This is a genomic window from Streptomyces sp. NPDC005423 (assembly GCF_040606415.1).
Lineage (GTDB): Bacteria > Actinomycetota > Actinomycetes > Streptomycetales > Streptomycetaceae > Streptomyces.
In genome coordinates, this window is record NZ_JBEXET010000031.1 from 18,115 (window position 1) to 42,373 (window position 24,259).

Annotated in this window: 22 protein-coding genes; 10 read left to right on the forward strand and 12 right to left on the reverse strand. The window is 72.0% G+C overall.

Annotated features, from left to right (window positions below; genetic code table 11):
* Positions 1–200: 200 nt before the first annotated feature.
* Complete coding sequence (locus tag ABZT12_RS27270) at positions 201–464, forward strand: hypothetical protein (protein WP_356389356.1); 264 nt, start codon at positions 201–203, stop codon at positions 462–464.
* On the opposite strand, the gene ABZT12_RS27275 is transcribed toward ABZT12_RS27270, so the two are convergent.
* The 3 genes from ABZT12_RS27275 to ABZT12_RS27285 form a co-directional block, all read right to left on the reverse strand.
* Positions 427–1,191 (reverse strand): SDR family NAD(P)-dependent oxidoreductase, encoded by a 765-nt coding sequence (locus ABZT12_RS27275; protein ID WP_356389358.1) that lies wholly within the window; start codon positions 1,189–1,191, stop codon positions 427–429. The two genes, ABZT12_RS27270 and ABZT12_RS27275, sit on opposite strands and share 38 nt — an antisense overlap.
* A gap of 32 nt (positions 1,192–1,223) precedes the next feature.
* On the reverse strand, positions 1,224–2,135 hold the full coding sequence (locus ABZT12_RS27280) for a DNA-formamidopyrimidine glycosylase family protein (RefSeq protein ID WP_356389360.1): 912 nt from the start codon (positions 2,133–2,135) through the stop codon (positions 1,224–1,226).
* 122 nt (positions 2,136–2,257) lie between these two features.
* Positions 2,258–7,258: an ATP-dependent helicase gene (locus tag ABZT12_RS27285; protein WP_356389362.1), complete on the reverse strand. Its 5,001-nt coding sequence runs from the start codon at positions 7,256–7,258 to the stop codon at positions 2,258–2,260.
* Between the two features lie 133 nt (positions 7,259–7,391).
* Between ABZT12_RS27285 and ABZT12_RS27290 the strand changes: the two genes are divergently transcribed.
* Genes ABZT12_RS27290 through ABZT12_RS27300 form a run of 3 tightly spaced genes read left to right on the forward strand, consistent with a single transcriptional unit; the run spans position 7,392 to position 9,414 of the window.
* A complete protein-coding gene (locus ABZT12_RS27290) occupies positions 7,392–8,282 on the forward strand; it encodes an AraC family transcriptional regulator (protein ID WP_356389364.1) in 891 nt (296 codons plus the stop codon).
* Positions 8,255–9,109 (forward strand): AzlC family ABC transporter permease, encoded by an 855-nt coding sequence (locus ABZT12_RS27295; RefSeq protein ID WP_356389366.1) that lies wholly within the window; start codon positions 8,255–8,257, stop codon positions 9,107–9,109. The genes ABZT12_RS27290 and ABZT12_RS27295 overlap by 28 nt, the downstream gene beginning before the upstream one ends.
* Complete coding sequence (locus tag ABZT12_RS27300; protein WP_356389369.1) at positions 9,106–9,414, forward strand: AzlD domain-containing protein; 309 nt, start codon at positions 9,106–9,108, stop codon at positions 9,412–9,414. The genes ABZT12_RS27295 and ABZT12_RS27300 overlap by 4 nt, the downstream gene beginning before the upstream one ends.
* A gap of 23 nt (positions 9,415–9,437) precedes the next feature.
* Here the strand turns inward: ABZT12_RS27300 and ABZT12_RS27305 are convergent, their stop codons facing one another.
* Complete coding sequence (locus tag ABZT12_RS27305) at positions 9,438–10,382, reverse strand: hypothetical protein (RefSeq protein ID WP_356389371.1); 945 nt, start codon at positions 10,380–10,382, stop codon at positions 9,438–9,440.
* An 80-nt stretch (positions 10,383–10,462) separates the two neighbouring features.
* On the opposite strand from ABZT12_RS27305, the gene ABZT12_RS27310 reads away from it, so the two are divergent.
* Together ABZT12_RS27310 and ABZT12_RS27315 are read left to right on the forward strand one after the other, a co-directional pair.
* Positions 10,463–10,657, forward strand: coding sequence for a DUF3046 domain-containing protein (locus ABZT12_RS27310; RefSeq protein ID WP_356389373.1), 195 nt, complete (start codon positions 10,463–10,465; stop codon positions 10,655–10,657).
* 59 nt (positions 10,658–10,716) lie between these two features.
* Complete coding sequence (locus ABZT12_RS27315; RefSeq protein ID WP_356389375.1) at positions 10,717–12,024, forward strand: AI-2E family transporter; 1,308 nt, start codon at positions 10,717–10,719, stop codon at positions 12,022–12,024.
* A 33-nt stretch (positions 12,025–12,057) separates the two neighbouring features.
* On the opposite strand, the gene ABZT12_RS27320 is transcribed toward ABZT12_RS27315, so the two are convergent.
* A complete protein-coding gene (locus tag ABZT12_RS27320; RefSeq protein ID WP_356389377.1) occupies positions 12,058–12,804 on the reverse strand; it encodes a hypothetical protein in 747 nt (248 codons plus the stop codon).
* Positions 12,805–13,201: 397 nt separating this feature from the next.
* Between ABZT12_RS27320 and recA the strand changes: the two genes are divergently transcribed.
* The 3 genes from recA (at position 13,202) to ABZT12_RS27335 (ending at position 16,725) form a co-directional block, all read left to right on the forward strand.
* On the forward strand, positions 13,202–14,338 hold the full coding sequence (gene recA, locus ABZT12_RS27325) for a recombinase RecA (protein WP_356389379.1): 1,137 nt from the start codon (positions 13,202–13,204) through the stop codon (positions 14,336–14,338).
* A 3-nt stretch (positions 14,339–14,341) separates the two neighbouring features.
* Positions 14,342–15,241: a recombination regulator RecX gene (recX, locus tag ABZT12_RS27330; RefSeq protein ID WP_356389381.1), complete on the forward strand. Its 900-nt coding sequence runs from the start codon at positions 14,342–14,344 to the stop codon at positions 15,239–15,241.
* Between the two features lie 521 nt (positions 15,242–15,762).
* The gene (locus tag ABZT12_RS27335; protein ID WP_356389383.1) at positions 15,763–16,725 is read left to right on the forward strand and encodes a sugar ABC transporter substrate-binding protein; all 963 of its coding nucleotides are present in this window, start codon (positions 15,763–15,765) and stop codon (positions 16,723–16,725) included.
* 162 nt (positions 16,726–16,887) lie between these two features.
* On the opposite strand, the gene ABZT12_RS27340 is transcribed toward ABZT12_RS27335, so the two are convergent.
* The 7 genes from ABZT12_RS27340 to ABZT12_RS27370 all read right to left on the reverse strand — a co-directional run bounded on the left by ABZT12_RS27340 (position 16,888) and on the right by ABZT12_RS27370 (position 23,274).
* Positions 16,888–17,304: a rhodanese-like domain-containing protein gene (locus ABZT12_RS27340; RefSeq protein WP_356389385.1), complete on the reverse strand. Its 417-nt coding sequence runs from the start codon at positions 17,302–17,304 to the stop codon at positions 16,888–16,890.
* A complete protein-coding gene (locus ABZT12_RS27345; RefSeq protein ID WP_356389387.1) occupies positions 17,301–17,834 on the reverse strand; it encodes a cysteine dioxygenase in 534 nt (177 codons plus the stop codon). The genes ABZT12_RS27340 and ABZT12_RS27345 overlap by 4 nt, the downstream gene beginning before the upstream one ends.
* A 245-nt stretch (positions 17,835–18,079) precedes the next feature.
* Positions 18,080–19,675, reverse strand: a complete 1,596-nt coding sequence (locus ABZT12_RS27350; RefSeq protein ID WP_356389472.1) for an FAD-dependent monooxygenase — start codon at positions 19,673–19,675, stop codon at positions 18,080–18,082.
* Positions 19,676–19,871: 196 nt separating this feature from the next.
* On the reverse strand, positions 19,872–20,780 hold the full coding sequence (locus ABZT12_RS27355) for an amino acid ABC transporter permease (RefSeq protein ID WP_356389389.1): 909 nt from the start codon (positions 20,778–20,780) through the stop codon (positions 19,872–19,874).
* On the reverse strand, positions 20,777–21,445 hold the full coding sequence (locus ABZT12_RS27360) for an amino acid ABC transporter permease (protein ID WP_356389391.1): 669 nt from the start codon (positions 21,443–21,445) through the stop codon (positions 20,777–20,779). Before ABZT12_RS27360 ends, ABZT12_RS27355 begins: the two co-directional genes overlap by 4 nt.
* 81 nt (positions 21,446–21,526) lie before the next feature.
* Positions 21,527–22,366, reverse strand: a complete 840-nt coding sequence (locus ABZT12_RS27365; RefSeq protein WP_356389393.1) for a glutamate ABC transporter substrate-binding protein — start codon at positions 22,364–22,366, stop codon at positions 21,527–21,529.
* A 131-nt stretch (positions 22,367–22,497) separates the two neighbouring features.
* Entirely contained in the window at positions 22,498–23,274 is a 777-nt protein-coding gene (locus ABZT12_RS27370; protein WP_356389395.1) for an amino acid ABC transporter ATP-binding protein, read from the reverse strand.
* A 289-nt stretch (positions 23,275–23,563) separates the two neighbouring features.
* Between ABZT12_RS27370 and ABZT12_RS27375 the strand changes: the two genes are divergently transcribed.
* Positions 23,564–24,250 (forward strand): response regulator transcription factor, encoded by a 687-nt coding sequence (locus ABZT12_RS27375; RefSeq protein WP_356389397.1) that lies wholly within the window; start codon positions 23,564–23,566, stop codon positions 24,248–24,250.
* Positions 24,251–24,259 lie beyond the last annotated feature (9 nt).

The window sequence follows — 24,259 nt, forward strand, 5'->3', positions numbered from 1 at the left end:
GGGGTGCCGCCTTCTTGAGGAGGTGCTCTCCCCGGTTCCGTCCGTTTGCCGGTACGGGGGAGCGCGGTCATCGTGGAGGGACGCGACGGCCCGGACCCGCCTGGCCGGGGCCGAGCAGCGGGCACTGCGCCCGGGCGCCGCTGACACGCCCTCCCCGCGGATGATCGCGCCGGTCTGGCGTCGGGCTGGAGGTGGCGGCCATGGCGGGGCGAATAGCGCGCTGGGGGGCCGCGCTGGGCTGCGGCGCTCTGTGGTGGTGGGCCGTACTGCGGCTCGCGCTGGCCCCGGACGCCGGGGCGCTGGAAGGGGCGGTCGCGACCGGCGGCTGGGGCCTGAGCCTGCTTCCGGTGCACTGCGTGCCGAAGGCTCGGGCGGCCGGAGCCTTGGCCTCGGGCCGGTGGACGGAGGCCTGGCGGATGTCCGGCGTTACCAGGGCATCGCCACGCCCCCGTTCGGACGGATGATCTGGCCGGTCGTGAACGACGACGCGTCGGACGCCAGGTACAGCACGGCGTGGGCGATGTCCTCGGGTTCACCGACCCGGCCCAACGGCGACAGCCGGGCCATCAGCGTCTCCGTGCGGGCCTGTGCCGCGCCCTCGTGGCGGTCGGTCATGGGAGTGCGTATCCAGCCCGGGGCGACCGCGTTGACCCGGATACCGTGCCCGCCCAGCTCGGTCGCCAGCGTCTTCGTCAGCTGTACGACGGCCGCCTTCGCCGCGCTGTAACAGAGCAGCCCGGGTCCGCCGGTGTCGATCGCGCCCGACGCCATCGTGACGATGCTGCCCCTGGTGCCCCGCTCGAGCATCAGCCGGGCCGCCTCCTGGCAGGCGTACAGCACGCCCTTGAAGTTGACGTTCAGCACCCGGTCCAGATCCTCGTCGCGGGTCTCCAGGACCGGGCTGCTGTGCATGATCCCGGCGACCGCCGCCATCACCTCCAGCTTCGCGCAGGAGTCCACGGCCTCTCTGAGCCGGGCGCGATCGGTGACGTCCAGCTGGTGGGTGTGGGCGGTGCCGCCGCCACCCTTGATCAACGTCGCCGTCTCGTCCAGGCCCTGTGCGTCACGGTCGGCGCAGTGCACGGTGGCACCCGCCTCCGCGAGCAGCACGGCACAGGAGCGGCCGATACCGCTCGCCGCGCCGGTGACGAAAGCGGTGCGTCCGGTGAGGTCGTACGCCTTGACGGGCATGACTGGACCGTACGAGGGTTTCTGACGGATCGTCAATTAGTAGTGCGGCGTGGAGTTCTGCCGTACGGGGCGGAGTCGGGCGTGGGTCCCGGCTGGCAGGCCGGGCACCAGTAGGTGGGGCGTTCCCGGGAGCCGTCGCCCTGGTCGGCGACGCGGATCGGGGTGCGGCAGCGCAGGCAGGGGCGGCCGGCGCGGCCGTAGACGAAGATGTCCGGCAGGCGGGGGCCTGAAGTGCGCGAGGTGGTGGGGCGCAGGGCGCTGGCGCCGGTGGTGCTGCCCGTGGGGCTCCTCATGACCGTGCTCGTGGTGTTGCGGACCGGGCGGTCACGGTTGGCCTCAAGGAGGTGCTGGGCGAGTGCGGGCAGTCTCGCGGCGCGGTCGGCGGGGAGGGCGCCGACGGGGAGCCAGGGGGTCACGCCGAGCAGGAAGCAGAGCTCGCTCTTGTACACGTTGCCGATGCCGGCGAGGTTGCGCTGGTCGAGCAGGGCCTCGCCGAGGGAGCGGGCGGGGTTCGCGAACAGGTTGGCGAGGGCGAGTTCGGGGTTCCAGTCGGGGCCCAGGAGGTCGGGGCCGAGGTGGCCCACGGCCCGCTGCTCGTCGGCGGTGCGGAGGAGCTCCAGTACGGGGAGCCGGTAGCCGACGGCCGCGAGATCGCTCGTGCCCAGGATCGCGCGGATCTGGTGGGAGGGGCCGCCGCTCCAGCGTCTGCCGTTCTCGTACACCTTCCAGGCGCCGTCCATGCGCAGATGCGAGTGGAGCGTCAGGCCGCCCTCGACACGGGTCAACAGGTGCTTGCCGCGCGGGGTCACGTCCAGGACGGTGCGACCGGTGAGGTCGGCGGTGGCGAACCTCGGCACCCGAAGGTCGCTTCTGATCAGCACCTTGCCCGCGAGGGCGGTGTGCAGACGGCTCGCGGCCTGCCAGACGGTGTCACCTTCGGGCATGGGGCAAGCCTGACACGGGGTGCGACGGGGCGGCCCGGCGCGGGGTGCTGGACGCCGGGATCGGGCGGCCCGCGGTCCGGTTCATGAGTGCCCCGAGCACCGGGGTGAGCGCTGGGGAGCGGTCATGCGCGGAGGCGCAGGCCGCGGGGGGTCGCGATGAAACCTGCTCCTTCCAGGAGGGTGCCGATGGGTGAGGTGAGGGCCGAGGCGCCGTTGACGCGCTCCACGGTGACCGTGCCGAGGGACCCCGCGCGGGCGGCCGCGGCGAGGGCCTCGGCGGCGGCCTGGACACGCGGGTCCTCGGTGGCCTCCGTGTCCGGGGCCGAGGGCCAGGCCAGGAGTGTCTTGCCGCCCCGCTCCATGTAGAGCGTCAGCTCACCCTCGACGAGGACGACCAGCGAGCCCGCCTTGCGCCCCGGCTTGTGGCCGGCGTCGGTCGGCGGCTCGGGCCAGGGCAGGGCGGCACCGTACGCGTTCGCGGGATCGGCGGCGGCCAGGACCACGGCCAGGGAGCCGGGTGTGGCGCGGGGGCGGCGGCCGGGGTCGGGGGGGAAGGCCGGGCCGTACGGGAAGGAGCCGTTGCCTCGGGGCGCCTGGGAGGCGAAGTCCTGAGGGGAGGCGTACGCGTCCCGGGGCAGGCCGGGGGAGGCGCCGGTGCGCGGGGGTGCGTGGTCGTCCGGGGAGCCATGGTCGTCGAAGCCGCCGGCGCCGTCGAGCCCGGCGGGGCCGTCGGTCGGAGCTGCGGCGGGAGGCGGGAAGGAGCCGTTGGGTGCGTCCGAGCCGGCGGGCAGCCAGGCGCCGCCGGGGGTGACCGGCTCGCCGGGCACCGCGAAGTCGAAGGTGCCCTCGCCGAGAGCCGGGGCCGGCAGGCCGTCGCCCCGGTCGCGGGCATTGGCGACCGCGCGGAGGCGGTCCACGGCTCCGTCCATCGCGAACTGGGCCGCGCCGAGACCCTCCACCACGTAGCCGCGTCGCGCCTGGCCGCTCTCCTCGAAGACGGACAGCACGCGGTACGTCGCCGAGAAGCCGCCCTCGACGCCCTCCGCGGAGACCGCCCCCCGGGTGACCACCCCGTGCCGGTCGAGGAGGGTCCGGGCGAGGGCGTGGGCGCGCACGGTGGGGTCCGGTTCGTGGGCGGGGAGCAGGGACCAGCGGCCCGCGACGGTGGGCGGACCGGTGCGGGACGCGGGGCGGGCGGCGGCCGTCAGCGAGCCGTAACGCCCGCGCGGGACCGCGCGCTTGGCCCGGTGCGCCGTGGAACCCGCCGTACGGCCCGAGCCCAGCAGGGACCGCATCGGGGTCAGCGTGTCGTTCGTGAGCCGTCCGGACCAGGCCAGGTCCCAGACCGCGTCGGCCAGTTGGGCATCGCTGGCGGCGGGGTGGGTGGTGGCGCGGATCTGGTCGGCGATCTGGCGGAAGAAGAGACCGTAACCGCCGGAGAGAGTGTCGAGGACCGACTGGTGGAGCGCCGTGAGTTCGAGCGGGTGTGGTGGCGGCAGGAGCAGCGGGGCGGCGTCCGCCAGATAGAGCGAGACCCAGCCGTCCTTGCCCGGCAGGGAGCCCGCGCCGGCCCACACCACCTCTCCGGCGGCGGTGAGTTCGTCGAGCATCGCGGGCGCGTAGTTCGCGACGCGGGACGGCAGAACGAGCTTCTCCAGGGCCGACGCCGGCACGGACGCGCCCTGCAACTGCTCCAGCGCGCGCACCAGTCCGTCGATGCCGCGCAGCCCGTGCCCCTTGCCGATGTGCTGCCACTGCGGCAGGAACTGTGCGAGCGCGGCCGGCGGCACCGGCTCCAGCTCGTGCCGCAGCGCGGCCAGCGAGCGGCGGCGGAGGCGACGCAGCACCGTCGCGTCGCACCACTCCTGGCCGATCCCGGCCGGGTGGAACTCCCCTTGTACGACACGGCTGTTCGCGGCGAGCCGCTGAAGGGCGCCTTCGGTGACCGCCACGCCCAGGCCGAAGCGGGCGGCCGCCGCGGTCGAGGTGAAGGGCCCGTGGGTGCGGGCGTAACGCGCGAGCAGATCACCGAGCGGGTCCTTGACCGGCTCGGTGAACGCCTCCGGGACGCCGACCGGCAGCGCCGTGCCGAGCGCGTCCCGCAGCCGTCCGGCGTCCTCGATCGCCGCCCAGTGGTCGGAGCCCGCGACCCGGACGCGGATCGCCCGCCGGGCGGCGGCCAGCTCCCCGGCCCATCCCGGCTCGGCGCCCCGCTCGGCCAACTCGGCCTCGGTGAGCGGGCCGAGGAGCCGCAGCCGGTCGGCGACGCCTTCCGCGTCCTTGATGCGCCGGTCCTCGGTGAGCCACTGCAGCTCCCGCTCCAGCTCGGTCAGCACCTCGGCGTCGAGCAGCTCGCGGAGCTCCGCCTGGCCGAGCAGCTCGGCCAGCAGATGGGAGTCCAGGGAGAGGGCGGCGGCCCGGCGCTCGGCGAGCGGGGAGTCACCCTCGTAGAGGAACTGGGCGACGTAGCCGAAGAGGAGGGAGCGGGCGAAGGGGGACGGCTCGGGGGTGGTGACCTCGACCAGGCGCACCTTGCGGGACTCGATGTCGCCCATCAGCTCGGTGAGGCCCGGGACGTCGAAGACATCCTGGAGGCATTCGCGGACCGCTTCGAGGACGATCGGGAACGAGCCGAACTCGCTTGCCACCTGGAGCAGTTGAGAGGCGCGCTGGCGCTGCTGCCAGAGCGGGGTGCGCTTGCCGGGGCTGCGCCGCGGCAGCAGCAGCGCGCGGGCGGCGCACTCCCGGAAGCGGGAGGCGAACAGGGCCGAACCGCCGACCTGGTCGGTGACCACGCGGTCGACCTCGCCCTTGTCGAACACGACGTCCGCCGCGCCCACGGGCGCGTGCCGGCTGTCGGACTCCGTGCCGAAGGCCGCCGCCGGCTCCTGGTCGAGCAGGTCCAGGCTCATCAGGTCGGCGTCCGGGAGGCGCAGGACGAGACCGTCGTCGGCGTGCATGACCTGCGCGTCCATGCCGTACCGCTCGGCCAGCCGGGCGCCGAGCGCGAGCGCCCACGGGGCGTGCACCTGGGCGCCGAAGGGGGAGTGCACGACGACCCGCCAGTCACCGAGCTCGTCCCGGAAGCGCTCGACGACGATCGTCCGGTCGTCCGGGATGTGACCGCAGGCCTCGCGCTGGTCGGCCAGGTAGGACAGGACGTTCTCCGCGGCCCACGCGTCCAGGCCCGCGGTGAGCAACCGGAGCCGGGCGTCCTCCTTGGGCAGCGAGCCGACCTCGCGCAGGAACGCGCCCACCGCGCGGCCCAGTTCGAGCGGGCGGCCCAGCTGGTCGCCCTTCCAGAACGGCAGGCGTCCCGGAACGCCCGGTGCCGGGGAGACCAGGACGCGGTCGCGGGTGATGTCCTCGATCCGCCAGGAACTCGTGCCGAGCGTGAAGACGTCCCCCACGCGGGACTCGTAGACCATCTCCTCGTCCAGCTCGCCGACCCGGCCACCGCCCTTCTTGGGGTCGGCGCCCGCGAGGAAGACACCGAAGAGCCCGCGGTCGGGGATCGTGCCTCCGGAGGTGACGGCGAGGCGCTGGGCTCCGGGGCGGCCGGTGATCGTGCCGGCCACGCGGTCCCACACCACACGCGGACGCAGCTCCGCGAACGCGTCGGACGGATAGCGGCCCGCGAGCATGTCCAGCACGGCCGTGAACGCCGACTCCGGGAGCGAGGCGAACGGGGCCGCGCGGCGCACCGTGGCGAGCAGGTCGTCGACTTGCCAGGTGTCCAGCGCTGTCATCGCGACGAGCTGCTGGGCCAGGACGTCCAGAGGGTTGGAGGGCACCTTCAGCGACTCGATGGAGCCGGTGCGCATCCGCTCGGTCACCACGGCGGCCTGGACGAGGTCACCGCGGTACTTCGGGAAGACCACCCCCGTGGAGACCGCGCCCACCTGGTGTCCCGCGCGGCCGACGCGCTGGAGACCGGAGGCCACCGACGGAGGGGACTCCACCTGGATGACGAGATCGACGGCGCCCATGTCGATGCCCAGCTCCAGACTGGACGTGGCGACCACGGCGGGCAGCCGGCCCGCCTTGAGGTCCTCCTCGACGAGGGCACGCTGCTCCTTGGAGACCGAGCCGTGGTGGGCGCGGGCGATGACCGTCGGCGCGCCCTGGGCGGCGCCGGAACCGCCCATCAGCTCGGCCGGCGCGTGGTGTTCGTCCAGGGTCTCGCCGGTCGCGCGCTCGTAGGCGATCTCGTTGAGCCGGTTGCACAGGCGCTCCGCGAGGCGGCGGGAGTTGGCGAAGACGATCGTGGAGCGGTGCGACTGCACGAGATCGGCGATGCGCTCCTCGACATGCGGCCAGATCGACGGCTTCTCCTTGCCCTCGCCGCCGTCCGCCACCGGGGAGCCGCCCAGCTCACCCAGGTCCTCCACCGGGACGACCACCGAGAGGTCGAACTCCTTGCCCGACGTCGGCTGGACGGTCTCCACCTTGCGGTGCGGGGAGAGATAGCGGGCGACCTCGTCGACCGGCCGGACGGTCGCGGAGAGACCGATCCGGCGGGCCGGCCTCGGCAGCAGCTCGTCCAACCGCTCCAGGGAGAGCGCGAGATGCGCGCCCCGCTTGGTGCCCGCCACCGCGTGCACCTCGTCCAGGATCACTGTCTCGATGCCGGTCAGCGCTTCGCGCGTGGCCGATGTCAGCATCAGGAACAGCGACTCCGGAGTGGTGATCAGGATGTCCGGCGGCCGGGTGGAGAGAGCGCGGCGCTCGGCGGGCGGGGTGTCACCGGAGCGGATGCCCACCTTGATCTCGGGCTCGGGCAGGCCCAGGCGCACCGATTCCTGGCGGATACCGGTGAGGGGGGAGCGGAGGTTGCGCTCCACGTCGACCGCGAGGGCCTTCAGCGGAGACACGTACAGGACGCGGCAGCGCTTCCTCGGGTCGGCGGGCGGGGGTGTCGAGGCGAGCTGGTCCAGGGCGGCGAGGAACGCGGCGAGCGTCTTGCCGGAGCCGGTCGGCGCGACCACCAGCACGTCCGAGCCCTCACCGATGGCCTGCCACGCGCCCGCCTGGGCCGCGGTGGGCGCGGAGAAGGCCCCCGTGAACCAGCCGCGGGTGGCGGGGGAGAAGCCGTCGAGGGCTCGATGCGTGGAGCTGACCATGCGTCCATCCTGCACCCGCCCACTGACAATGCGCCTGACCTGCGGGAACGGTGGCGCAGCCGAGCGCCGCGTGGCCACCGCGGGGCGCCGCCCGCCGCGGTGCGTCCCGGCCGTCGTGGCGCAGAATGGCTGCATGGCACGTTCGGGTGAGCTGGCGCGGCACTGGCGGTACGCGGAGCTTCCCGGCGTCGATCTGCTGCGGGCCCGGTACATCCGCAAGACGTTCGTCCGGCACACGCACGAGAACTTCGTCATCGCGGCGATCTCCGACGGCGTCGAGGTCTTCCACCATCGCGGGGCCGATCAGTACGCCGGGGCTGGCATGCTCGCGCTGGTCAACCCGGACACCCCGCACACGGGGCGGGCCGGGGTGCCCGAGGGCTGGCGGTACGGGGCGGTCTACCCGTCGCCGGAGGTGGTGGCCGCGATAGCCGCCGAGACCACCTCGATCCGCGGCAACCCCGGTTTCACCGGCCCCGTGCTCGACGACCCGTACACCGTCGGCCTCGTGCACCGCATCCTGCGCGCAGCCGACGAGGGCAACGCGCTCGCCGCCGACACCCTGCTGCGGATCGCGGTGACCCGGCTGCTCCGGCTGAACGGCGGACCCCTGCCCCAGCGCGTCGTACGGACGGCGGGCGGCCGGGCCGCGGCACGCGCGCGTGCCGTGCTGGAGGAGCGGATGGCGGAGCCGCCCACCCTGAACGATCTCGCCGGAGACCTGGGGACCAGCCCCTTCGCGTTGCTGCGCGCCTTCCGGGACGCCTACGGGCTGCCGCCGCACGCCTGGCTGACCGACGCCCGGGTGCGCCGGGCCCGGCTCCTTCTGGACGCCGGCACGGCGCCCGCCGAGGCCGCCGTGGCCGTGGGGTTCACCGACCAGCCGCACCTCAACCGGCACTTCGCCCGGATCGTGGGCGTACCCCCGGGCGCCTACCAGCGGGAGCGCAAGAACGTACAAGACGCGGAGCAGGCACCGGCTCTAAGGTCCGGCACGTGGCAGAACAGACCCTTCCAGAAGTGACGCGCGCCGAGGACCGGGAAAAACCCGACTCCGCCGTCGTCCGGGACGCCCTCGGAGTCGGGGTCGCCGTCGGACTGTCCGGGTTCGCCTTCGGGGTGACCTCGGCCGGCGGCGGGCTGACCCTGCCGCAGACCTGCGTGCTCAGCCTCCTGGTGTTCACCGGCGCCTCCCAGTTCGCTCTGGTGGGGGCGCTCGCCGCCGGGGGCAGCCCGTTGACGGCGGCCGCGGGCGCCTTCTTCCTGGGCGTGCGCAACGCCTTCTACGGGCTGCGCCTTTCGCAGTTGCTGGCCCTCCCGCGCGCGGTGCGGCCGTTCGCCGCCCACTGGGTGATCGACGAGACGACGGCCGTCGCGCTGGCGCAGCCCACCCGGCGTGCCGCGCGGATCGGGTTCACGGTCACCGGACTCGCCCTCTACGTGCTGTGGAACCTCACCACGCTGCTCGGCGCCCTGGGCGCCAAGGCCCTCGGGGACACCGACGCGTGGGGGCTCGACGCGGCCGGCCCCGCCGTCTTCCTGGCCCTGCTCGCCCGCATGCTGAGGACCCCCACCGAGCGTGCCGTCGCGGCCTTCGCGGTCCTCCTGGGGCTCGGTCTGCTGCCCGTACTGCCCGCCGGAGTGCCGGTCCTGGCAGCGTCACTCGCGGCCCCCGCCGTGCTCTACGTGGAGAACCGTCGACGGGCCCGGACACAACGAGCGGACGGACAGCGAGCGGACGCGGCGGAAACAGGCCCGCGACACGCGGACCCACACGACGCGGACGCCCGAGGCACGGACGCGGGGGACGCGGATGCGCAGCACACCGACGCACCAGGGGAGGACCGTTGAACACCTGGATCGCGATCGGCGCGACCGCTGTCGGCTGCTATCTCGCCAAGCTCGCCGGCCTGCTGGTGCCCGCCGACGCGCTGGAGCGGCCGCTGGTACGGCGGCTGGCCGCCCTGTTGCCCGTGGCCCTCCTCGCCGCCCTCACGGCCCAGCAGACCTTCACCGACGGGCACGCGCTCGTGCTGGACGCGCGGGCCGCGGGGCTCACCGCGGCCGCCGTGGCGCTGCTGTTGCGCGCTCCGTTCCTGCTCGTCGTCGGAGCGGCCGTGGTGGTGACGGCGGGGGTACGGGCCCTCGCGGGGTGAATTGCGGCACCCGGGGACCGGTGTCAGCCGACGGCACGGCCGTACGCCCTGAGGGTGCGCAGCGCCTGGATCGTCACCATGGGGCGTGCCTCCAGGGCGGGCGCCGGTGCCCACCGGCGCCAGCGGACCGGCCAGCCGCCGTCCTCCCGCTGTTCGGCCGAGAGGTGGTCCAGGGAGCGTGCCATCTCGTCGTCCGTGAACCACGCGCGCGCGAGGGAGGACGGCGCTTTGGCGTAGTCGTGCGGGAAGTGGTGCTCCCCGGGGGCGTAGCCGGGGGCGACGGGACAGGCGTCGAGCCGCTCCGGGTCCAGTGCCGCGAGCCGGTGCTCGCGCACCAGCCGGCCCAGACGGTCGGCCGCCGCCTCCGCGCGCGGACGGTCGGGCGCCGAGTCCAGGAACGTCACGGCCGCCTCGATCTCGTACGGATGGGAGTTCTCCAAGGCGTCGACGGCCCGCCAGCAATAGTCGGTGGCCCGGAACAGCCACGCGTGCCACACCTCGTTGCGGTGCAGCAGGCCCACGACCGGCCCGGTGGCGAGGAGTTCGCTCGGCGGGTCGTCCACGATCGGCACGAAGGGAGCCGTCGGATAGTCGCGCTGGCCGGCACTGATCGCCGGCAGGGCGCCGTCGGCCGTCGAGACGGAGGTCAGATACCGGCAGACGCGCTCTACCCGCTGTCCGCCGCAGCGCCCGATGCGGTCCAGGACCCCCAGGGCATGACCGGTGTGCAGCGGCTGGCTGAGCGGACCGCGCAGATCGGGCTCCAGGGCGTGGCCGTAACCGCCGTCCTCGTTGCGGTAGGCGTCCAGCGCCGTCTCCACCGGATCGGGAGCGCCGTTCAGGAAGTGGTACGCGAAGAGGCGCTGTTCCAGCACGCGCGCGGTGAGCCAGACGAAGTGCTCGGCGCGGAAGAGCGGGGAGTGCGCCGGGGGCGTCGGGGGGAGTGGGGAAGCTCCTGTTGCGGCCATGGGTCAGACCGTAGGACGGAAAGCGGTCTCGGCGAGGGGTCCCGGTCCGGGCCCACTCTCAGGGGCGGGATACTGATGTCATGCGGTTGACGGTCTTCTGGGAGCGGATGGCGGAGCACTTCGGCGCGGGGTACGCCGAGACCTTCGCCCGCGACCACGTGATGACGGAGCTCGGCGGGCACACGGTGAACGAGGCGCTGGACGCGGGCTGGGAGACCAAGGACGTATGGCGTGTGGTCTGCGCCGTCATGAACGTTCCGCGGGAAAGTCGCTGATCGGTCACGAAGATCGCAGGGGGCGGCCGACTGTCAGTGGCGTAGGTGAGACTGGCACCGTGGCACCCACTGACGAGTCCGGGCACGACGCCCAGCAGACATCCCCTTCCGGTACGACACCGCCGGTACGGCCGCCGGCCGACGGCGCCGTGCCGGGCACGGGTATGCCGCCCTGGCTGCCGCGCGCCATGGTGCTGGCGCTCGCTCTCGTCGCCGTGTTCCAGCTGGGCAGTTGGGCCTTCCACCAGCTCATCGGGCTGCTGATCAACATCCTCATCGCGTTCTTCCTGGCCCTCGCGATCGAACCCGCCGTGAGCCGGATGGCCAACCGGGGTATGCGCCGAGGACTCGCGACCTTCCTGGTCTTCCTCGGCCTGCTGGTCGTGACCGCCGGGTTCGTCACGCTGCTCGGGTCGATGCTGGCCGGCCAGATCATCAAGATGATCGAGGAGTTCCCGGCCTACCTGGACTCCGTCATCAACTGGGTCAACATCCACTTCCGCACCGACCTGAGACGGGTCGACATCCAGAAGGGGCTGCTCCACTCCGACTGGCTGCGCAAGTACGTGCAGAACAGTGCGAGCGGGGTGCTGGACGTGTCCACCCAGGTGCTCGGCGGCCTCTTCCAGCTGCTGACGATCGTGCTGTTCTCGTTCTACTTCGCCGCCGACGGGCCCCGGCTGCGGCGCGCGCTGTGCTCGGTACTGCCGCCCGCCCGGCAGGCCGAGGTGCTGCGCGCCTGGGAGATCGCCGTCGACAAGACCGGCGGCTATCTGTACTCCCGCGGTCTGATGGCGCTCGTCTCCGGTGTGGCGCACTACGTCCTGCTCCAGGCGCTGGGCATCCCGTACGCGCCCGTGCTCGCCGTCTGGGTGGGCCTGGTCTCGCAGTTCATCCCTACCATCGGCACCTATCTCGCGGGCGCCCTGCCCATGCTGGTCGCCTTCACGGTGGACCCCTGGTACGCGCTGTGGGTGCTGATCTTCGTCGTGGTCTACCAGCAGTTCGAGAACTACATGCTGCAACCCAAGCTGACGGCGAAGACCGTCGACATCCATCCCGCGGTCGCCTTCGGCTCGGTGGTTGCGGGCACCGCGCTGCTGGGCGCCGTCGGCGCGCTGATCTCCATCCCGGCCGTCGCCACGCTGCAGGCCTTCCTGGGGGCGTATGTGAAGCGCTACGACGTCACGGACGATCCCCGCGTCCATGGGCACCGGGTCCGAGGCTCGGGCGGTCCCGGCGCGCTGACGCGGGTGCGCGGACTGTGGGAGGGACGGCAGCCGGGCAACACCCCGAGCACCCGCCCGACAGGCTCGCCCGAAGCCCCCGACTCCGCGTCGGGGGACTCCGGAACCGGTCCCTCCTGAGCCGTCGCCCTGCCCGTACGGCGTCCGCCCCCGTCAGTATGTGAGCAGCGCCCAGACCCCGGCCCAGACCACGGCGGCCGTGTAGCAGCCGACGGCCGTGGCCACGACCCGCCGTCGGACCGGGCCGCTCCAGGACGTCCGGGACAGCAGCCAGGCGAGTGCGGGCAGCACCAGGACGGCGTGCAGGCTCACTCCGTGCAACGGCTTGAGCGGAGCCGTCGAGCTGTAGGCGGCCTCCTGGTGGCCGGTCCGGACGAGCACCACCCCGCGCACGATCATCGCCGCGCCCGAGGCCAGCGCGACGAGGAGGATCACGAACCCGGAGCGGATCGCGAGGGACATCCCCGCGGGGCCCGCCGGCCGGTGCCGGAAGGACGCCACCGCGAACACGGCGAGCAGCACCACCAGGACACCACCGCCCACCGCGAGCGCCATGGAGACCGCCGAGTCGAAGGGCGTCTCCATGTCGAGGTGCGAGGGCACCCGGCGCCACGCCTGGAGGGTGATGCCGCCGACCTCCACCCCGCAGTCGGCGGCGAACACGACGAGCAGGACGGTGCGCAGCCGGGGCGCGACGCGCAGAGAGGAGGTGACCCAGGTGACGGCGATCAGGGTCACGCCGAAGGAGAGCCCGAACGTGACGGGCTTGCGCCAGGAGACCGGCCCGTACCAGGGGCCGCCGTCGACGGCGAACACCACCAGGTGCGCCAGGCCGGACAGGATCAGGACGGCACCGGTGGCGTGGCAGAGCCGTTCGGCGGGGCGTATGCGGTTCTTCATAACCAGAGCCTCCCGAGCACCCGCCGCCCGGTCGTCGTCCCACCGAAGACACCTGCCGTACGCCGCGGGAAGTAGCCCCTGGCGGGGGCGGGGGAGCCGTCCGGTCGCAAGCCCCGCCTCCCGCCTCCCGCCTCCCGCCTCCCGCCTCCTAGGTCCCGGCCGTCGTCGGATGGCGGACGTGGGGGTCGCGAGTGTCGCGTGGTGCGCTTGACACGAAAATCGAACATCTATTCTGATGGAAGCCCCGGCGGAGTTCTCGGCGGGGATCCCGGCAGGGGTTTGATGGCGAAGTGTCCGAGTTATCCACAGGCTGGACGGGCGTCGGGACGCATTGTCAGTGGCAGGCGTTAGCGTCTTTGACGTGAAGCGATCGACACAAGCAAATCGGGTGGAACCCATGGCAGGAACCGACCGCGAGAAGGCGCTCGACGCCGCGCTCGCACAAATTGAACGGCAATTCGGCAAGGGCGCGGTGATGCGCCTGGGCGAGCGGCCGAACGAGCCCATCGAGGTGATCCCCACCGGGTCGACCGCGCTCGACGTCGCCCTTGGCGTCGGCGGCCTGCCGCGCGGCCGCGTGGTGGAGGTCTACGGCCCGGAGTCCTCCGGCAAGACGACCCTGACCCTGCACGCGGTGGCGAACGCCCAGCGGGCCGGCGGCCAGGTCGCCTTCGTGGACGCGGAGCACGCTCTCGACCCCGAGTACGCGAAGAAGCTCGGCGTCGACATCGACAACCTGATCCTGTCCCAGCCGGACAACGGCGAGCAGGCCCTGGAGATCGTGGACATGCTGGTCCGCTCCGGCGCCCTCGACCTCATCGTCATCGACTCCGTCGCCGCGCTCGTCCCGCGTGCGGAGATCGAGGGGGAGATGGGCGACAGCCACGTGGGTCTGCAGGCCCGGCTGATGAGCCAGGCCCTGCGGAAGATCACCAGCGCGCTCAACCAGTCCAAGACCACCGCGATCTTCATCAACCAGCTCCGCGAGAAGATCGGCGTGATGTTCGGCTCTCCGGAGACCACGACCGGTGGCCGGGCCCTGAAGTTCTACGCTTCGGTGCGGCTCGACATCCGCCGGATCGAGACGCTGAAGGACGGCACCGACGCGGTCGGCAACCGCACCCGCGTCAAGGTCGTCAAGAACAAGGTCGCGCCCCCCTTCAAGCAGGCCGAGTTCGACATCCTCTACGGGCACGGCATCAGCCGCGAGGGCGGCCTGATCGACATGGGCGTGGAGAACGGCTTCGTCCGCAAGGCCGGCGCCTGGTACACGTACGAGGGCGACCAGCTCGGCCAGGGCAAGGAGAACGCGCGCAACTTCCTGAAGGACAACCCCGATCTGGCCGACGAGATCGAGAAGAAGATCCTGGAGAAGCTGGGCGTGGGGGTCCGGCCGGAGAAGGAGACCGCCGAGCCGGGCGCGGTCGCGGACGCGGCGGCGGCTCCCGCTGCTGCCACGGACGACGCCAAGACGGTGCCGGCTCCGGCGGCGGCCAAGGCCACCAAGCCCAAGGCCGCGGCGGCCAAGAGCTGACCCGTGACACGACGAACCGACTGGGCCGAGTTCGACCGACCCGCCGTTCCCCAGGGACGGGGGAGCGGCGGCGACGCGGCCCGTGGCACGGACGGCGCACCCGACGAGCCGTACGGCAGTGACGGGCCGTACGGCGGTGAGTCCGGCGGCGAGTGGACTGCCGACGGCTTCACCGGTGATGCCGGTCCGCCCCCACCGGGCTCGCGGTCCCGGGGCGGATCGGCGGAATCCGGATCGCCCGGCTACGGCTCACGCCGTGGTCGTGGCGGGCTGGGCGACGGCGGCTTTCGCGGTGGCGGTGCGCGCGGCGGACGGGGGCGCCGTGGGCGCGGCTCCACGGAGCCGTCCGATGCCGACGAGGGCTTCCCTCCCTCGGCGAGGGCCGAGAAGAAGGAGCCGCCGGCGGACCCGGCCGAGCGGGCGCGGGGGATCTGTCTGCGCCTGCTCACCGGGACCCCGCGCACCCGTAGACAACTGGCGGACGCCCTGCGCAAGCGGGAGATCCCGGACGAGGTGGCGGAGGAGGTGCTGTCGCGGTTCGAGGAGGTCGGACTCATCAACGACGGCGCCTTCGCCGAGGCCTGGGTGGAGTCCCGGCACCACGGCAGAGGACTGGCCCGCCGCGCCCTCGCCCAGGAGCTGCGCAACAAGGGCGTCGAGACGACGCTGATCGACGAGGCCGTCTCCCAGCTCGACTCCGAGCAGGAGGAGGCGACAGCCCGGGACCTCGTCGCCCGCAAGCTGCGGTCCACCCGGGGGCTCGACCGGGACAAGCGGCTGCGACGCCTCGCGGGCATGCTCGCCCGCAAGGGCTACTCCCAGGGGCTCGCCCTCCGGGTGGTCCGACAGGCACTGGAGGAAGAGGGCGAGGACACGGAGTCCCTGACGGACGAAGAGTTCTGACGCCTCGTCGGTGCGGGCGCCCGCCGCCCCGTTCCCGCGCGCCGGACGGCATCCCCGCCCCCCTGAGCCCCCCTCCCCGGCCTCCGCGCCGGCGCGCCGGTACGGCGACAGCGGGGATGGCCGGGCAGCAGGAACGGGGCAGCAGGAGCCGGGCGCCAGGCACGGGAGCAGCAGGAGTCTGGCGCTAGGCACGGGGAGCAGGAGCGGGGGCGGCAGACGCCGGGGACCAGGACTCGGGGAACAGGAGTCGCTCCCCGGGGCATGGATTCCGGAGTCGCACGGTTGCGTCTCCGGGGGCACGCGTTGCGCATGCTTAACGTGCGTTCCCGGCGGGGTTCGCAGAGGTGCCGCGGAGGTAGCTTCGGCTGCCGTCACCCCGGCCTTCCCGGTCTGCCGAGCCGACAGTCAGGCAGTCCCGGGACAGGCGCGCCCGAGCGTTCGCGGGCCGTGCCAGCGGCCGGTCCGCGCGTGCCGGCGACTCGCCTGGCATGGGCTCGCATGCCAGGAAAGGCGGCCGTCCCTTGTCCTTGCCCGCCCACCCCCGAAGAAGGCTGGCCGCCTCGCTCGCCGGCACCGGTCTGCTGCTGAGCGGCTGCGGCCTGGAGTCCAGTGCCGCGCCCTCCGACGCCGGTCCGGTCACCATCGGGTTCGTCAACGGGGGCAACACCGAGTTCCACACCTGCCTGCGGGAGTCGATCAAGGACACGGCCGAGAGCAACTTCGCGAAGCTCGTCACCGCCGACTCGCACCAGAACGCGGCGACGGAACTGGCCAACATCAAGGCCATGATCGCGCGCCATGTCGACGCGATCATCGTGCAGACCGTCAGTACCGACGCGCTCAAGAGCGACATCGCGAAGGCCAGAGCCGCGCACATCCCGATCTTCCTGACGTCGGTGAGTGTCGAGCCGTCCGACATCCTGGGCGCCGTCGTCGTCGATCTGAAGGCGGTGGGGAAGCTGGACGCCGGCTGGATCGGGGAGGCGGCGGCGGGCCGCGCCGTCCAGGTCGGAGTGATCGCGGGTGCGCCCGGAGCCGCCTCCGACCTGCTCGTCGGAGGCTTCATCAAGGGGCTGCCGACGAACGCGAAGGTGGTCGCGAACGTGCCCGCCATGTTCGACGCGACAAAGGCGGCGAGCGTCGCGGAGACCATGATCCGGGACCATCCCGACCTGGACTACGCCTTCGTCGCCAACGAGGAGATGGCCTTCGCGGCCCGCAAGGCGTTCGACGCGGCCGGCGCCCGGGGCGTCAAGATCGTGACGGTCAACGGCACCGACGAGGCCCTGGCCGCGCTGAAGGACGGCCGCTTCGCCGCGACCGTCTCCAACTCGGCCAAGGACACTGGGGATTTGGCCGTGACGAACACCATCGGCCTGCTCCGCGAGGAGAAGGTGCGGAAGATCGCCACGACCCCGGCCCGCCTGATCACCAAGACGAACGCGGACACCGCCCCGCTCTACTGCCCGTCGGACAACGTCTGAGCGCCGGCACCGGCGCCGGGAGCGGGTGACGTCGTAGAGCCGTCGATGTCGTAAAGCTTCCGACACGTACGGCCGTTGACGTCATTGAGCCCTTGCCGTCGTAAAGCCCGTGTCTCGTGCGGCAGTTGACGTCGTAGGGCCGTGGCGCGTCCGGCGGGGACGTCACGGTGACGACGAGACCGGCAGTCCCGCGGCCTTCCAGGCCTGGAAGCCGCCGACGAGGTCCGTCGCCCGGTGCAGGCCTAGTCGGTGCAGGGACGCGGCGGCCAGGCTGGAGGCGTAGCCCTCGTTGCAGATCACCACGGCGCGCAGGTCGTGGCCGGTGGCTTCGGGTGCGCGGTGGCTGCCCTGGGGGTCCAGGCGCCACTCCAGCTCGTTCCGCTCGACGACCAGCGCGCCCGGGATGAGACCGTCCCGGGCGCGCAGGGCGGCGTACCGGATGTCGACCAGGAGCGCCTGGCCGTCCCGTGCCGCTTCGAAGGCTTCGCGCGGCTCGACCCGCTCGTACTCCGCGCGCACCCGCTCCAGCAACTCGTCTATACCGAGCGGGCGTTGAGGCTGTTCGCCGGTGCCGCTCACTGCCAGTCCGCCGGGCGCTCGACCTGCTCCAGGCGCAGCACCTGGCCGGTACGGCTGTAGCGGCGGATCTGCGGCAGGGGCGGGTAGTAGGCGTGGACGGAGATGGCGTGCTCCTCGGTGGACTCGTTGAGCACCTCGTGCACGTGGTGGTGGCCGAAGGCGCGGCCCTTGCCGGCCGGCAGCTGTCGCTCGCGGTCCACGCCCTCCTCCAGTTCCAGGGTCTTCCAGCCGTCGGCGGGGAGCCGAGCGGCCAACGAGTGTTCCTTGAGTTCGCCCGACGCGGTGAGGAAGGCGCCGACCGACTCGGCGTGGTCGTGCCAGCCGGTCCCCGAGCCGGGCGGCCAGCCGATCAGCCACGCCTCGCTGCCGCCGGGCCCCTCCAGCCGGACCCAGGTACGGCCCTCGGGATCGAGCGGGAGCGAGCCGATCAGTTCGGCGTCGGCGGCCACGCGCCGGACGAATTCGAGCAGGTCGGCCTGGGTGGGCGCCTGGACGGGCGCAAGGCTGGAGAGAGAGGGGGAGACAGACATGTCGTACACCGTCCTGGTGAGCGTTCGCGAGAGAGCGCGCGAAAAGCCGCGAAGGCGCGCGCGAAGGAGAGGGATGCGAATTCAGCAGGAGGTGTGACACACGCAGCCCACATAGCGGACTAGGTCCAGATGGACCTTCCGCCACAGGTGGACAGAGGTGTCGGTCACGATCCGGAGTACAGCATGGCGGTGCGTGCCGGTCAACTCACCGTCACTATGTGGACAGCGTGATCAAGAGGGAGGTGTCAGCGCGAGCCGGCCGTGGCCTCCGTCCTGGCCGGGCCGCCGAGCGTCGCCTCGGCGGCCGTGTACAGGTCGGCGGGGCGCACGCCGTTCAACGCCGTTACCAGATGGCCGTCGGGCCGTACCAGAAGCACGGTGTGGGCCGCCGCGCCCGGGTAACTCTCGGTGACCAGAAGCTCGGCGGGGTGCGGCAGGGCGGTCACCGCGGCCGCGAGCCGGGGCATGATCCCCGCGGTGACCCAGTGCTTGCGCTCCCACACGCCGGTGCCCGGCGCGACCAGTACGACGAGCAGCGCGCCGCGCCCCAGCCGGTCCCGCAGCCGGACGGACGAACCGTCCTCCGCCGTCACCAGCACATCGGTGACCGGAGCGCCGGGCGGGGTGTCGACGGGGACCTCCGCCTCGATGTGCCGGGGCGTGAGGGGCGAATCGGTGTACGCCCCCGGCGCACCGAGCGCACCGCGCCCCAGATGACCGTCCGTGAACAACACGTCGTGGCCCCGGGCCGAGCCGGGCACGACCGCGCGCAGTCCGGCGCCGCCGCGCACCAGGGGGAGCGCCTGGTCGGCGGCGCGCAGCCGACCGGCGACGACGGCCCGCCGCTCCGCCTGGTAGCTGTCGAGCAGCGTCTCGTGCGGCCCGTGGTGCCAGGCCGACGCCAGCTTCCAGGCAAGGTTGTCGGCGTCCCGCAGCCCCTCGTCCAGCCCCTGCGCACCCAGCGCGCCGAGCAGGTGGGCCGCGTCCCCGGCGAGGAACACCCGCCCCGCCCGCCACCGCCGGGCGAGCCGGTGGTGCACGGTGTGCACACCGGTGTCGAGCAGTTCGTACGGCGGGGTCGGCCCCCCGGTCCAGCCGGCGAGCGTCTCGCGCACCCGGGCCAGCAGCAGCTCGGGCGTGACCAGGTCCTTGCCCGGCGGCAACAGCCAGTCCAGCCGCCACACGCCGTCGGGCAGCGGGCGTCCGGTCACCTCCCCGCTCGAACCGCCGGACGTCCGCCACGGCGGCAGTCGATGGAGCAACGCGTGGTCGGGCCAGGGAAGTTCCGTCCGCAGGGCCGCCACGGCGTGTCGCTCCACCGCGGTGCGGCCGGGGAAGCGGATGTCCTGGAGTTTGCGCACGGTCGAGCGGGGGCCGTCGCACCCGACCAGGAAGCTGCCGCGCCACCAGGTGGCCTGTGGCCCGCGGGTGTGCGCGGTGACGCCCGAGGGCTCCTGTTCGAGCGAGTCGAGGCGGCTGTTGACGGCGAGCCCGATCAGCGGCTCACCGGTGACGGCGGCGCGCAGGGCGCCGGTCAGAACGTGCTGGGCGAGGTGCAGGGGCCCCGGTTCGGTGTCGTCGAACGTGATCTCGCGCATCACCTGCTTGCGCCGCATCGACCGCCATCCGGCCCAGCGGGTGCCCGCCGCGCCGAGCGGCACACCGGTCAGCCGCTCGACGAGCGCGGTGGTGTCCTCGCGCAGTACGACCGTGCGCGCGGGGCGCGTCTCGTCCGTCCCCGGCCCTTCGTCGAGGACGACGGAGGGCACCTCCTGCCGTGCCAGCGCGAGGGCGAGCGCGAGTCCTACGGGCCCTCCGCCGACGATGATCACCGGGTCCACGGCGCGCCGCCCCCTGCCCATGACGGCGTCCCTGGGGACGCGGGCGAACAGCGAGGTGGGGCGGGGTGCGCGATCACAGAACGTATGCAACCCATTGCCGGTGCTTGCGTCAAGTGACCGCAGGCAGTGGCGATCATGCCACTGCCTCCGTGCTTCTCATGCCACTTGACAGCTCATCGGACCGTGCCCCGCGCCGTCAGATGGCGGCACCCGTGCCGAAGCCGCCGCCGATCTGGGCCGGGTTGAGCTCCACCGCGTCTTCGGGGCCGAGGACCGTGCCGGTGCTCTTCTTGCTGCGCCGCAGCCGGCGCTCCAGCCGGCCGGCGAAGGTCGTGAGGGCGAGGTTGAGCAGGATGTACATCACCGAGACGACGATGAAGCTCGCGACGACGTTGGCGTAGTTGGCCGCCAGCGTGCTGCGCGCGTTGAGCAGTTCGGTGAAGCTGAGCAGCACACCGCCCAGCGCGGTGTCCTTCACGATGACCACGAGTTGGCTGACGATGGCCGGCAGCATGACGGTGACGGACTGCGGCAGCAGGATGCTCGTCATCGTCTGGCCCTTGCGCAGTCCGATGGCGTACGCGGCCTCCGACTGTCCGCTGGGCAGGGAGAGGATGCCCGCCCGGACGATCTCGGCGAGGACCGAGGCGTTGTAGAGCACCAGGCCGGTGACGACCGCGTAGAGCGGCCGTTCCGCGCTGCCGATGCCCGTGGAGCGGACGTAGAACTCGTTGGCGAAGAGCATCAGGAGCAGGACCGGGATCGAGCGGAAGAACTCGACGACCACGCCGGCCGGTACGCGGACCCAGCGGTGGTCGGACAGGCGGGCGATACCGAAGAGCGCGCCCAGGGGGAGGGCGATCACCATGGAGAGCGCGGCGGCCTTCAGCGTGTTGCCGAGACCGGGCAGCAGATACGTCGTCCAGGCGTCGGAGGTGGTGAACGGCTGCCACAGGGCCCACTTGAGCTGGCCCTTGTCGTCCATCGTCCGCCAGATCCACCACAGGAAGAGGGCGAGCAGGACGAGGAAGGCCACCGCGAGGAGCGCGTTGCGACGCCTGGCGCGGGGGCCGGGAGCGTCGTAGAGGACGGAGGTCGAGGTCATCGTTTCACCGCCAGTCGCTTGCCCAGCCGGCCGAGCAGGAGGCCGGTGGGCAGGGTCAGTACCACGAAGCCGAAGGCGAAGACCGCGCCGATGGCGACCGTCTGGGCCTCGTTCTCGATCATCGACTTCATCAGGGTGGCCGCCTCGGCGACGCCGATCGCGGCCGCCACGGTGGTGTTCTTGGTGAGCGCGATCAGCACGTTGGCCAGCGGGGTGATCACCGAACGGAATGCCTGCGGCAGGATGACCAGCCGCAGCACCTGGCTGAAGCTCAGCCCGATCGCGCGGGCCGCCTCCGCCTGGCCGACCGGCACGGTGTTGATGCCGGAGCGCACCGCCTCGCAGACGAAGGCCGCGTGGTAGGCGACGAAACCGAGCACCGCGAGCCGGAAGCTCTGGACCGTGAAGTCGTCGGACGCGCCCATGGTGACGCCGAAGATGTCGGCGAGGCCGAGCGAGGAGAAGACGATGATGACGGTGAGGGGGATGTTGCGGACGGTGTTGACGTAGAAGGTGCCGACTCCGCGCATCAGCGGGACCGGGCTGACCCGCATCGCGGCCAGCAGGGTGCCCCAGACCAGCGAACCCAGGGCCGAGAGGACGGCGAGTTTCACCGTCATCCAGAACGCCCCGAGGACGTCATAACCTTGAAGAAAAGCGAACACGATCTCCCGCGCTTCCGGGTGGGTGGTCTGCGGAACCCTGCTCAGGCCGAGGGGCCTTGGGCGGTACCGGCCTGATACGGGCTACTTGACGATGACGCCGATCTTCGGGGCGGGCTCGTTCTTGTAGTCGGCCGGGCCGAAGTTCTTGGTGACCGCCTTCTGCCAGGCGCCGTCGCTGACCATCGAGGTGAGCGCGGAGTTGATCTTGGTGACGGTCGCGGAGTCGCCCTTCTTGACGCCGATGCCGTAGTTCTCGTTGCTGAGCTTGAGGCCCGCGAGCTTGAACTGGCCCTTGTACCTGTCCTGCGCCGCGAAGCCCGCGAGGATCGAGTCGTCGGTGGTCAGCGCGTCCACGGCGCCGCTCTGCAGACCCGCGATGCACTCCGAATAGCCGCTGTACTTACGGAGGTCGGCCTTCGGGGCGATCGTCTTCTGGACGTTCTGCGCCGAGGTGGAGCCGGTCACGGAACAGAGCTTCTTGCCGTTGAGATCCGTGCCCTTGGAGATCGTAGAGTCCTTCTTGACGAGCAGGTCCTGGTGGGCCAGCAGGTACGGGCCGGCGAAGTCGACCTTCTGCTTGCGCTCGTCGGTGATCGAGTAGGTGGCCGCGATGAACTTGACGTCACCGCGCGCCAGGGCGTTCTCACGGTCGGCGCTCTTGGTCTCGACCCACTCGATCTGGCCGGGCTTGTAGCCGAGCTTGCCCGCAACATAGGTCGCCACGTCCACGTCGAAACCGGCGTAGGTACCGTTCGGCTGCTTCAGTCCGAGACCCGGTTGGTCGAACTTGATGCCGATCTTGATCTTGCCGCCTCCCGAGCCCGAACCGGAGGAGTCCTTGCCGCCGCCCCCGCAGGCCGTGGCGGTGACGGAGAGGACGAGCGCGGTGGCGGCGACGGCGGTGACCTTGCGGAGCTGCATGGTGAACGTCCTTTGCTTGGAGGTGAGTTGGCGGTTGTCGGACCAGCGGGTCGAGTCGGGAGGGCGGCGGCACACTCCGCCCGGCGTGCGTCAAGGGCGGGGCGGCGCGGGCCTGTTGGGCCGCGGGAGGGTCAGTGGTGAAGGATCTTGGACAGGAAGTCCTTGGCCCGGTCGCTGCGCGGACTGCTGAAGAACTGGTCCGGCGCGGCCTCTTCGACGATGCGGCCGTCGGCCATGAACACCACACGGTTGGCGGCCGAACGGGCGAAGCCCATCTCGTGAGTGACGACGATCATCGTCATGCCGTCGCGGGCGAGCTGCTGCATGACTTCTAGGACCTCGTTGATCATCTCCGGGTCGAGGGCCGACGTCGGCTCGTCGAAGAGCATCACCTTCGGGTCCATGGCGAGGGCTCGCGCGATGGCGACGCGCTGCTGCTGGCCGCCGGAGAGCTGGGCCGGGTACTTGTCCGCCTGGGAGGCGACCCCGACCCGGTCGAGCAGGGCGCGGGCCTTCTCCTCGGCCGTCTTCCGGTCGGTCCTGCGGACCTTGACCTGGCCCAGCACCACGTTCTCCAGCACGGTCTTGTGGGCGAAGAGGTTGAAGGACTGGAAGACCATCCCGACGTCGGCACGCAGCCGGGCCAGCGCCTTACCCTCCTGCGGGAGCGGTCTGCCGTCGATCTCGATCGTGCCGGAGTCGGTCGTCTCCAGGCGGTTGATGGTGCGGCAAAGGGTGGACTTCCCGGACCCGGAGGGCCCGATGACCACGACGACCTCACCACGGGCGATCGTGAGGTCGATGTCCTGGAGTACGTGCAACGCGCCGAAGTGCTTGTTGACGCTCCTCAGGGCGACCAGATCGCCGGTCGCGGCCGTGTTGTCGTCGGCCACCGATACTTCGGTCATCGCTTGTTGGCTCCGTCCTCCTCGGTTGCGGAGGACAGTAGTGAGGCCGTGCGACCAGCGTCATTACATCTGAGGGAGATCTGAGCATCACGATCCGATATCAATCGGACACGTGTGGTAATCGCCGTCGCGGGCGGCGTACCGGCTGGATAACGGAAGCACCGCGCAACCGGAACCCGCTTGACTGCGTCTTCGTCCATCAGCGTGACTGCACGGGGTGCACGCGCGCGTGCGACGTGTTTTCCGTACAGGCCGAGACCAGACCGATGATGAAGCGGAGGGGGCCGGAATGAGACTGCTCCTCGTCGAGGACGACAACCATGTCGCCGCCGCCCTGTCCGCCGTCCTGGCGCGGCACGGCTTCGACGTCACGCATGCGCGCAGTGGCGAGGAGGCGCTCCGGGCCCTCATCCCGGAGAGCGACGGCTTCGGGGTCGTGCTCCTCGACCTCGGCCTGCCCGACCAGGACGGCTACGAGGTCTGCGGCAAGATCCGCAAGCGCACCGCCACCCCGGTGATCATGGTCACCGCCCGCTCCGACGTCCGCTCCCGCATCCACGGCCTCAACCTGGGCGCCGACGACTACGTGGTGAAGCCCTACGACACCGGGGAGCTCCTCGCCCGGATCCACGCCGTCAGCCGGCGCACCGTCCACGAGGACGCGAGCGGCGCCGCCGACACCACCTTGCGGCTCGGTCCCATCCACATCGAACTCCTCACCCGCCAGGTCAGCGTGGACGGTTCGCCGGTCCAGCTGACCCGCAAGGAGTTCGACCTGTTGGCCCTGCTCGCGCAGCGACCCGGGGTGGTCTTCCGCCGGGAGCAGATCATCAGCGAGGTGTGGCGCACCAGTTGGGAGGGGACCGGACGCACCCTGGAGGTGCATGTCGCCTCCCTGCGCGCCAAGCTGCGGCTGCCCGCGCTGATCGAGACCGTACGAGGCGTCGGCTACCGGCTCGTCGTCCCGGCCGCGTAGCGTGCCCGG

Bases quoted from the DNA above. Each gene is read 5' to 3' on its own strand.
- ABZT12_RS27320 (WP_356389377.1), bottom strand. From the start codon at position 12,804: ATGAAGAACCGCATACGCCCCGCCGAACGGCTCTGCCACGCCACCGGT.
- ABZT12_RS27370 (WP_356389395.1), bottom strand. From the start codon at position 23,274: ATGACCGAAGTATCGGTGGCCGACGACAACACGGCCGCGACCGGCGAT.
- recA (WP_356389379.1), top strand. From the start codon at position 13,202: ATGGCAGGAACCGACCGCGAGAAGGCGCTCGACGCCGCGCTCGCACAA.
- ABZT12_RS27375 (WP_356389397.1), top strand. From the start codon at position 23,564: ATGAGACTGCTCCTCGTCGAGGACGACAACCATGTCGCCGCCGCCCTG.
- ABZT12_RS27365 (WP_356389393.1), bottom strand. From the start codon at position 22,366: ATGCAGCTCCGCAAGGTCACCGCCGTCGCCGCCACCGCGCTCGTCCTC.
- ABZT12_RS27305 (WP_356389371.1), bottom strand. From the start codon at position 10,382: ATGGCCGCAACAGGAGCTTCCCCACTCCCCCCGACGCCCCCGGCGCAC.
- ABZT12_RS27345 (WP_356389387.1), bottom strand. From the start codon at position 17,834: ATGTCTGTCTCCCCCTCTCTCTCCAGCCTTGCGCCCGTCCAGGCGCCC.
- ABZT12_RS27270 (WP_356389356.1), top strand. From the start codon at position 201: ATGGCGGGGCGAATAGCGCGCTGGGGGGCCGCGCTGGGCTGCGGCGCT.
- ABZT12_RS27285 (WP_356389362.1), bottom strand. From the start codon at position 7,258: ATGGTCAGCTCCACGCATCGAGCCCTCGACGGCTTCTCCCCCGCCACC.
- ABZT12_RS27280 (WP_356389360.1), bottom strand. From the start codon at position 2,135: ATGCCCGAAGGTGACACCGTCTGGCAGGCCGCGAGCCGTCTGCACACC.
- ABZT12_RS27355 (WP_356389389.1), bottom strand. From the start codon at position 20,780: ATGACCTCGACCTCCGTCCTCTACGACGCTCCCGGCCCCCGCGCCAGG.
- ABZT12_RS27310 (WP_356389373.1), top strand. From the start codon at position 10,463: ATGCGGTTGACGGTCTTCTGGGAGCGGATGGCGGAGCACTTCGGCGCG.
- ABZT12_RS27275 (WP_356389358.1), bottom strand. From the start codon at position 1,191: ATGCCCGTCAAGGCGTACGACCTCACCGGACGCACCGCTTTCGTCACC.
- ABZT12_RS27290 (WP_356389364.1), top strand. From the start codon at position 7,392: ATGGCACGTTCGGGTGAGCTGGCGCGGCACTGGCGGTACGCGGAGCTT.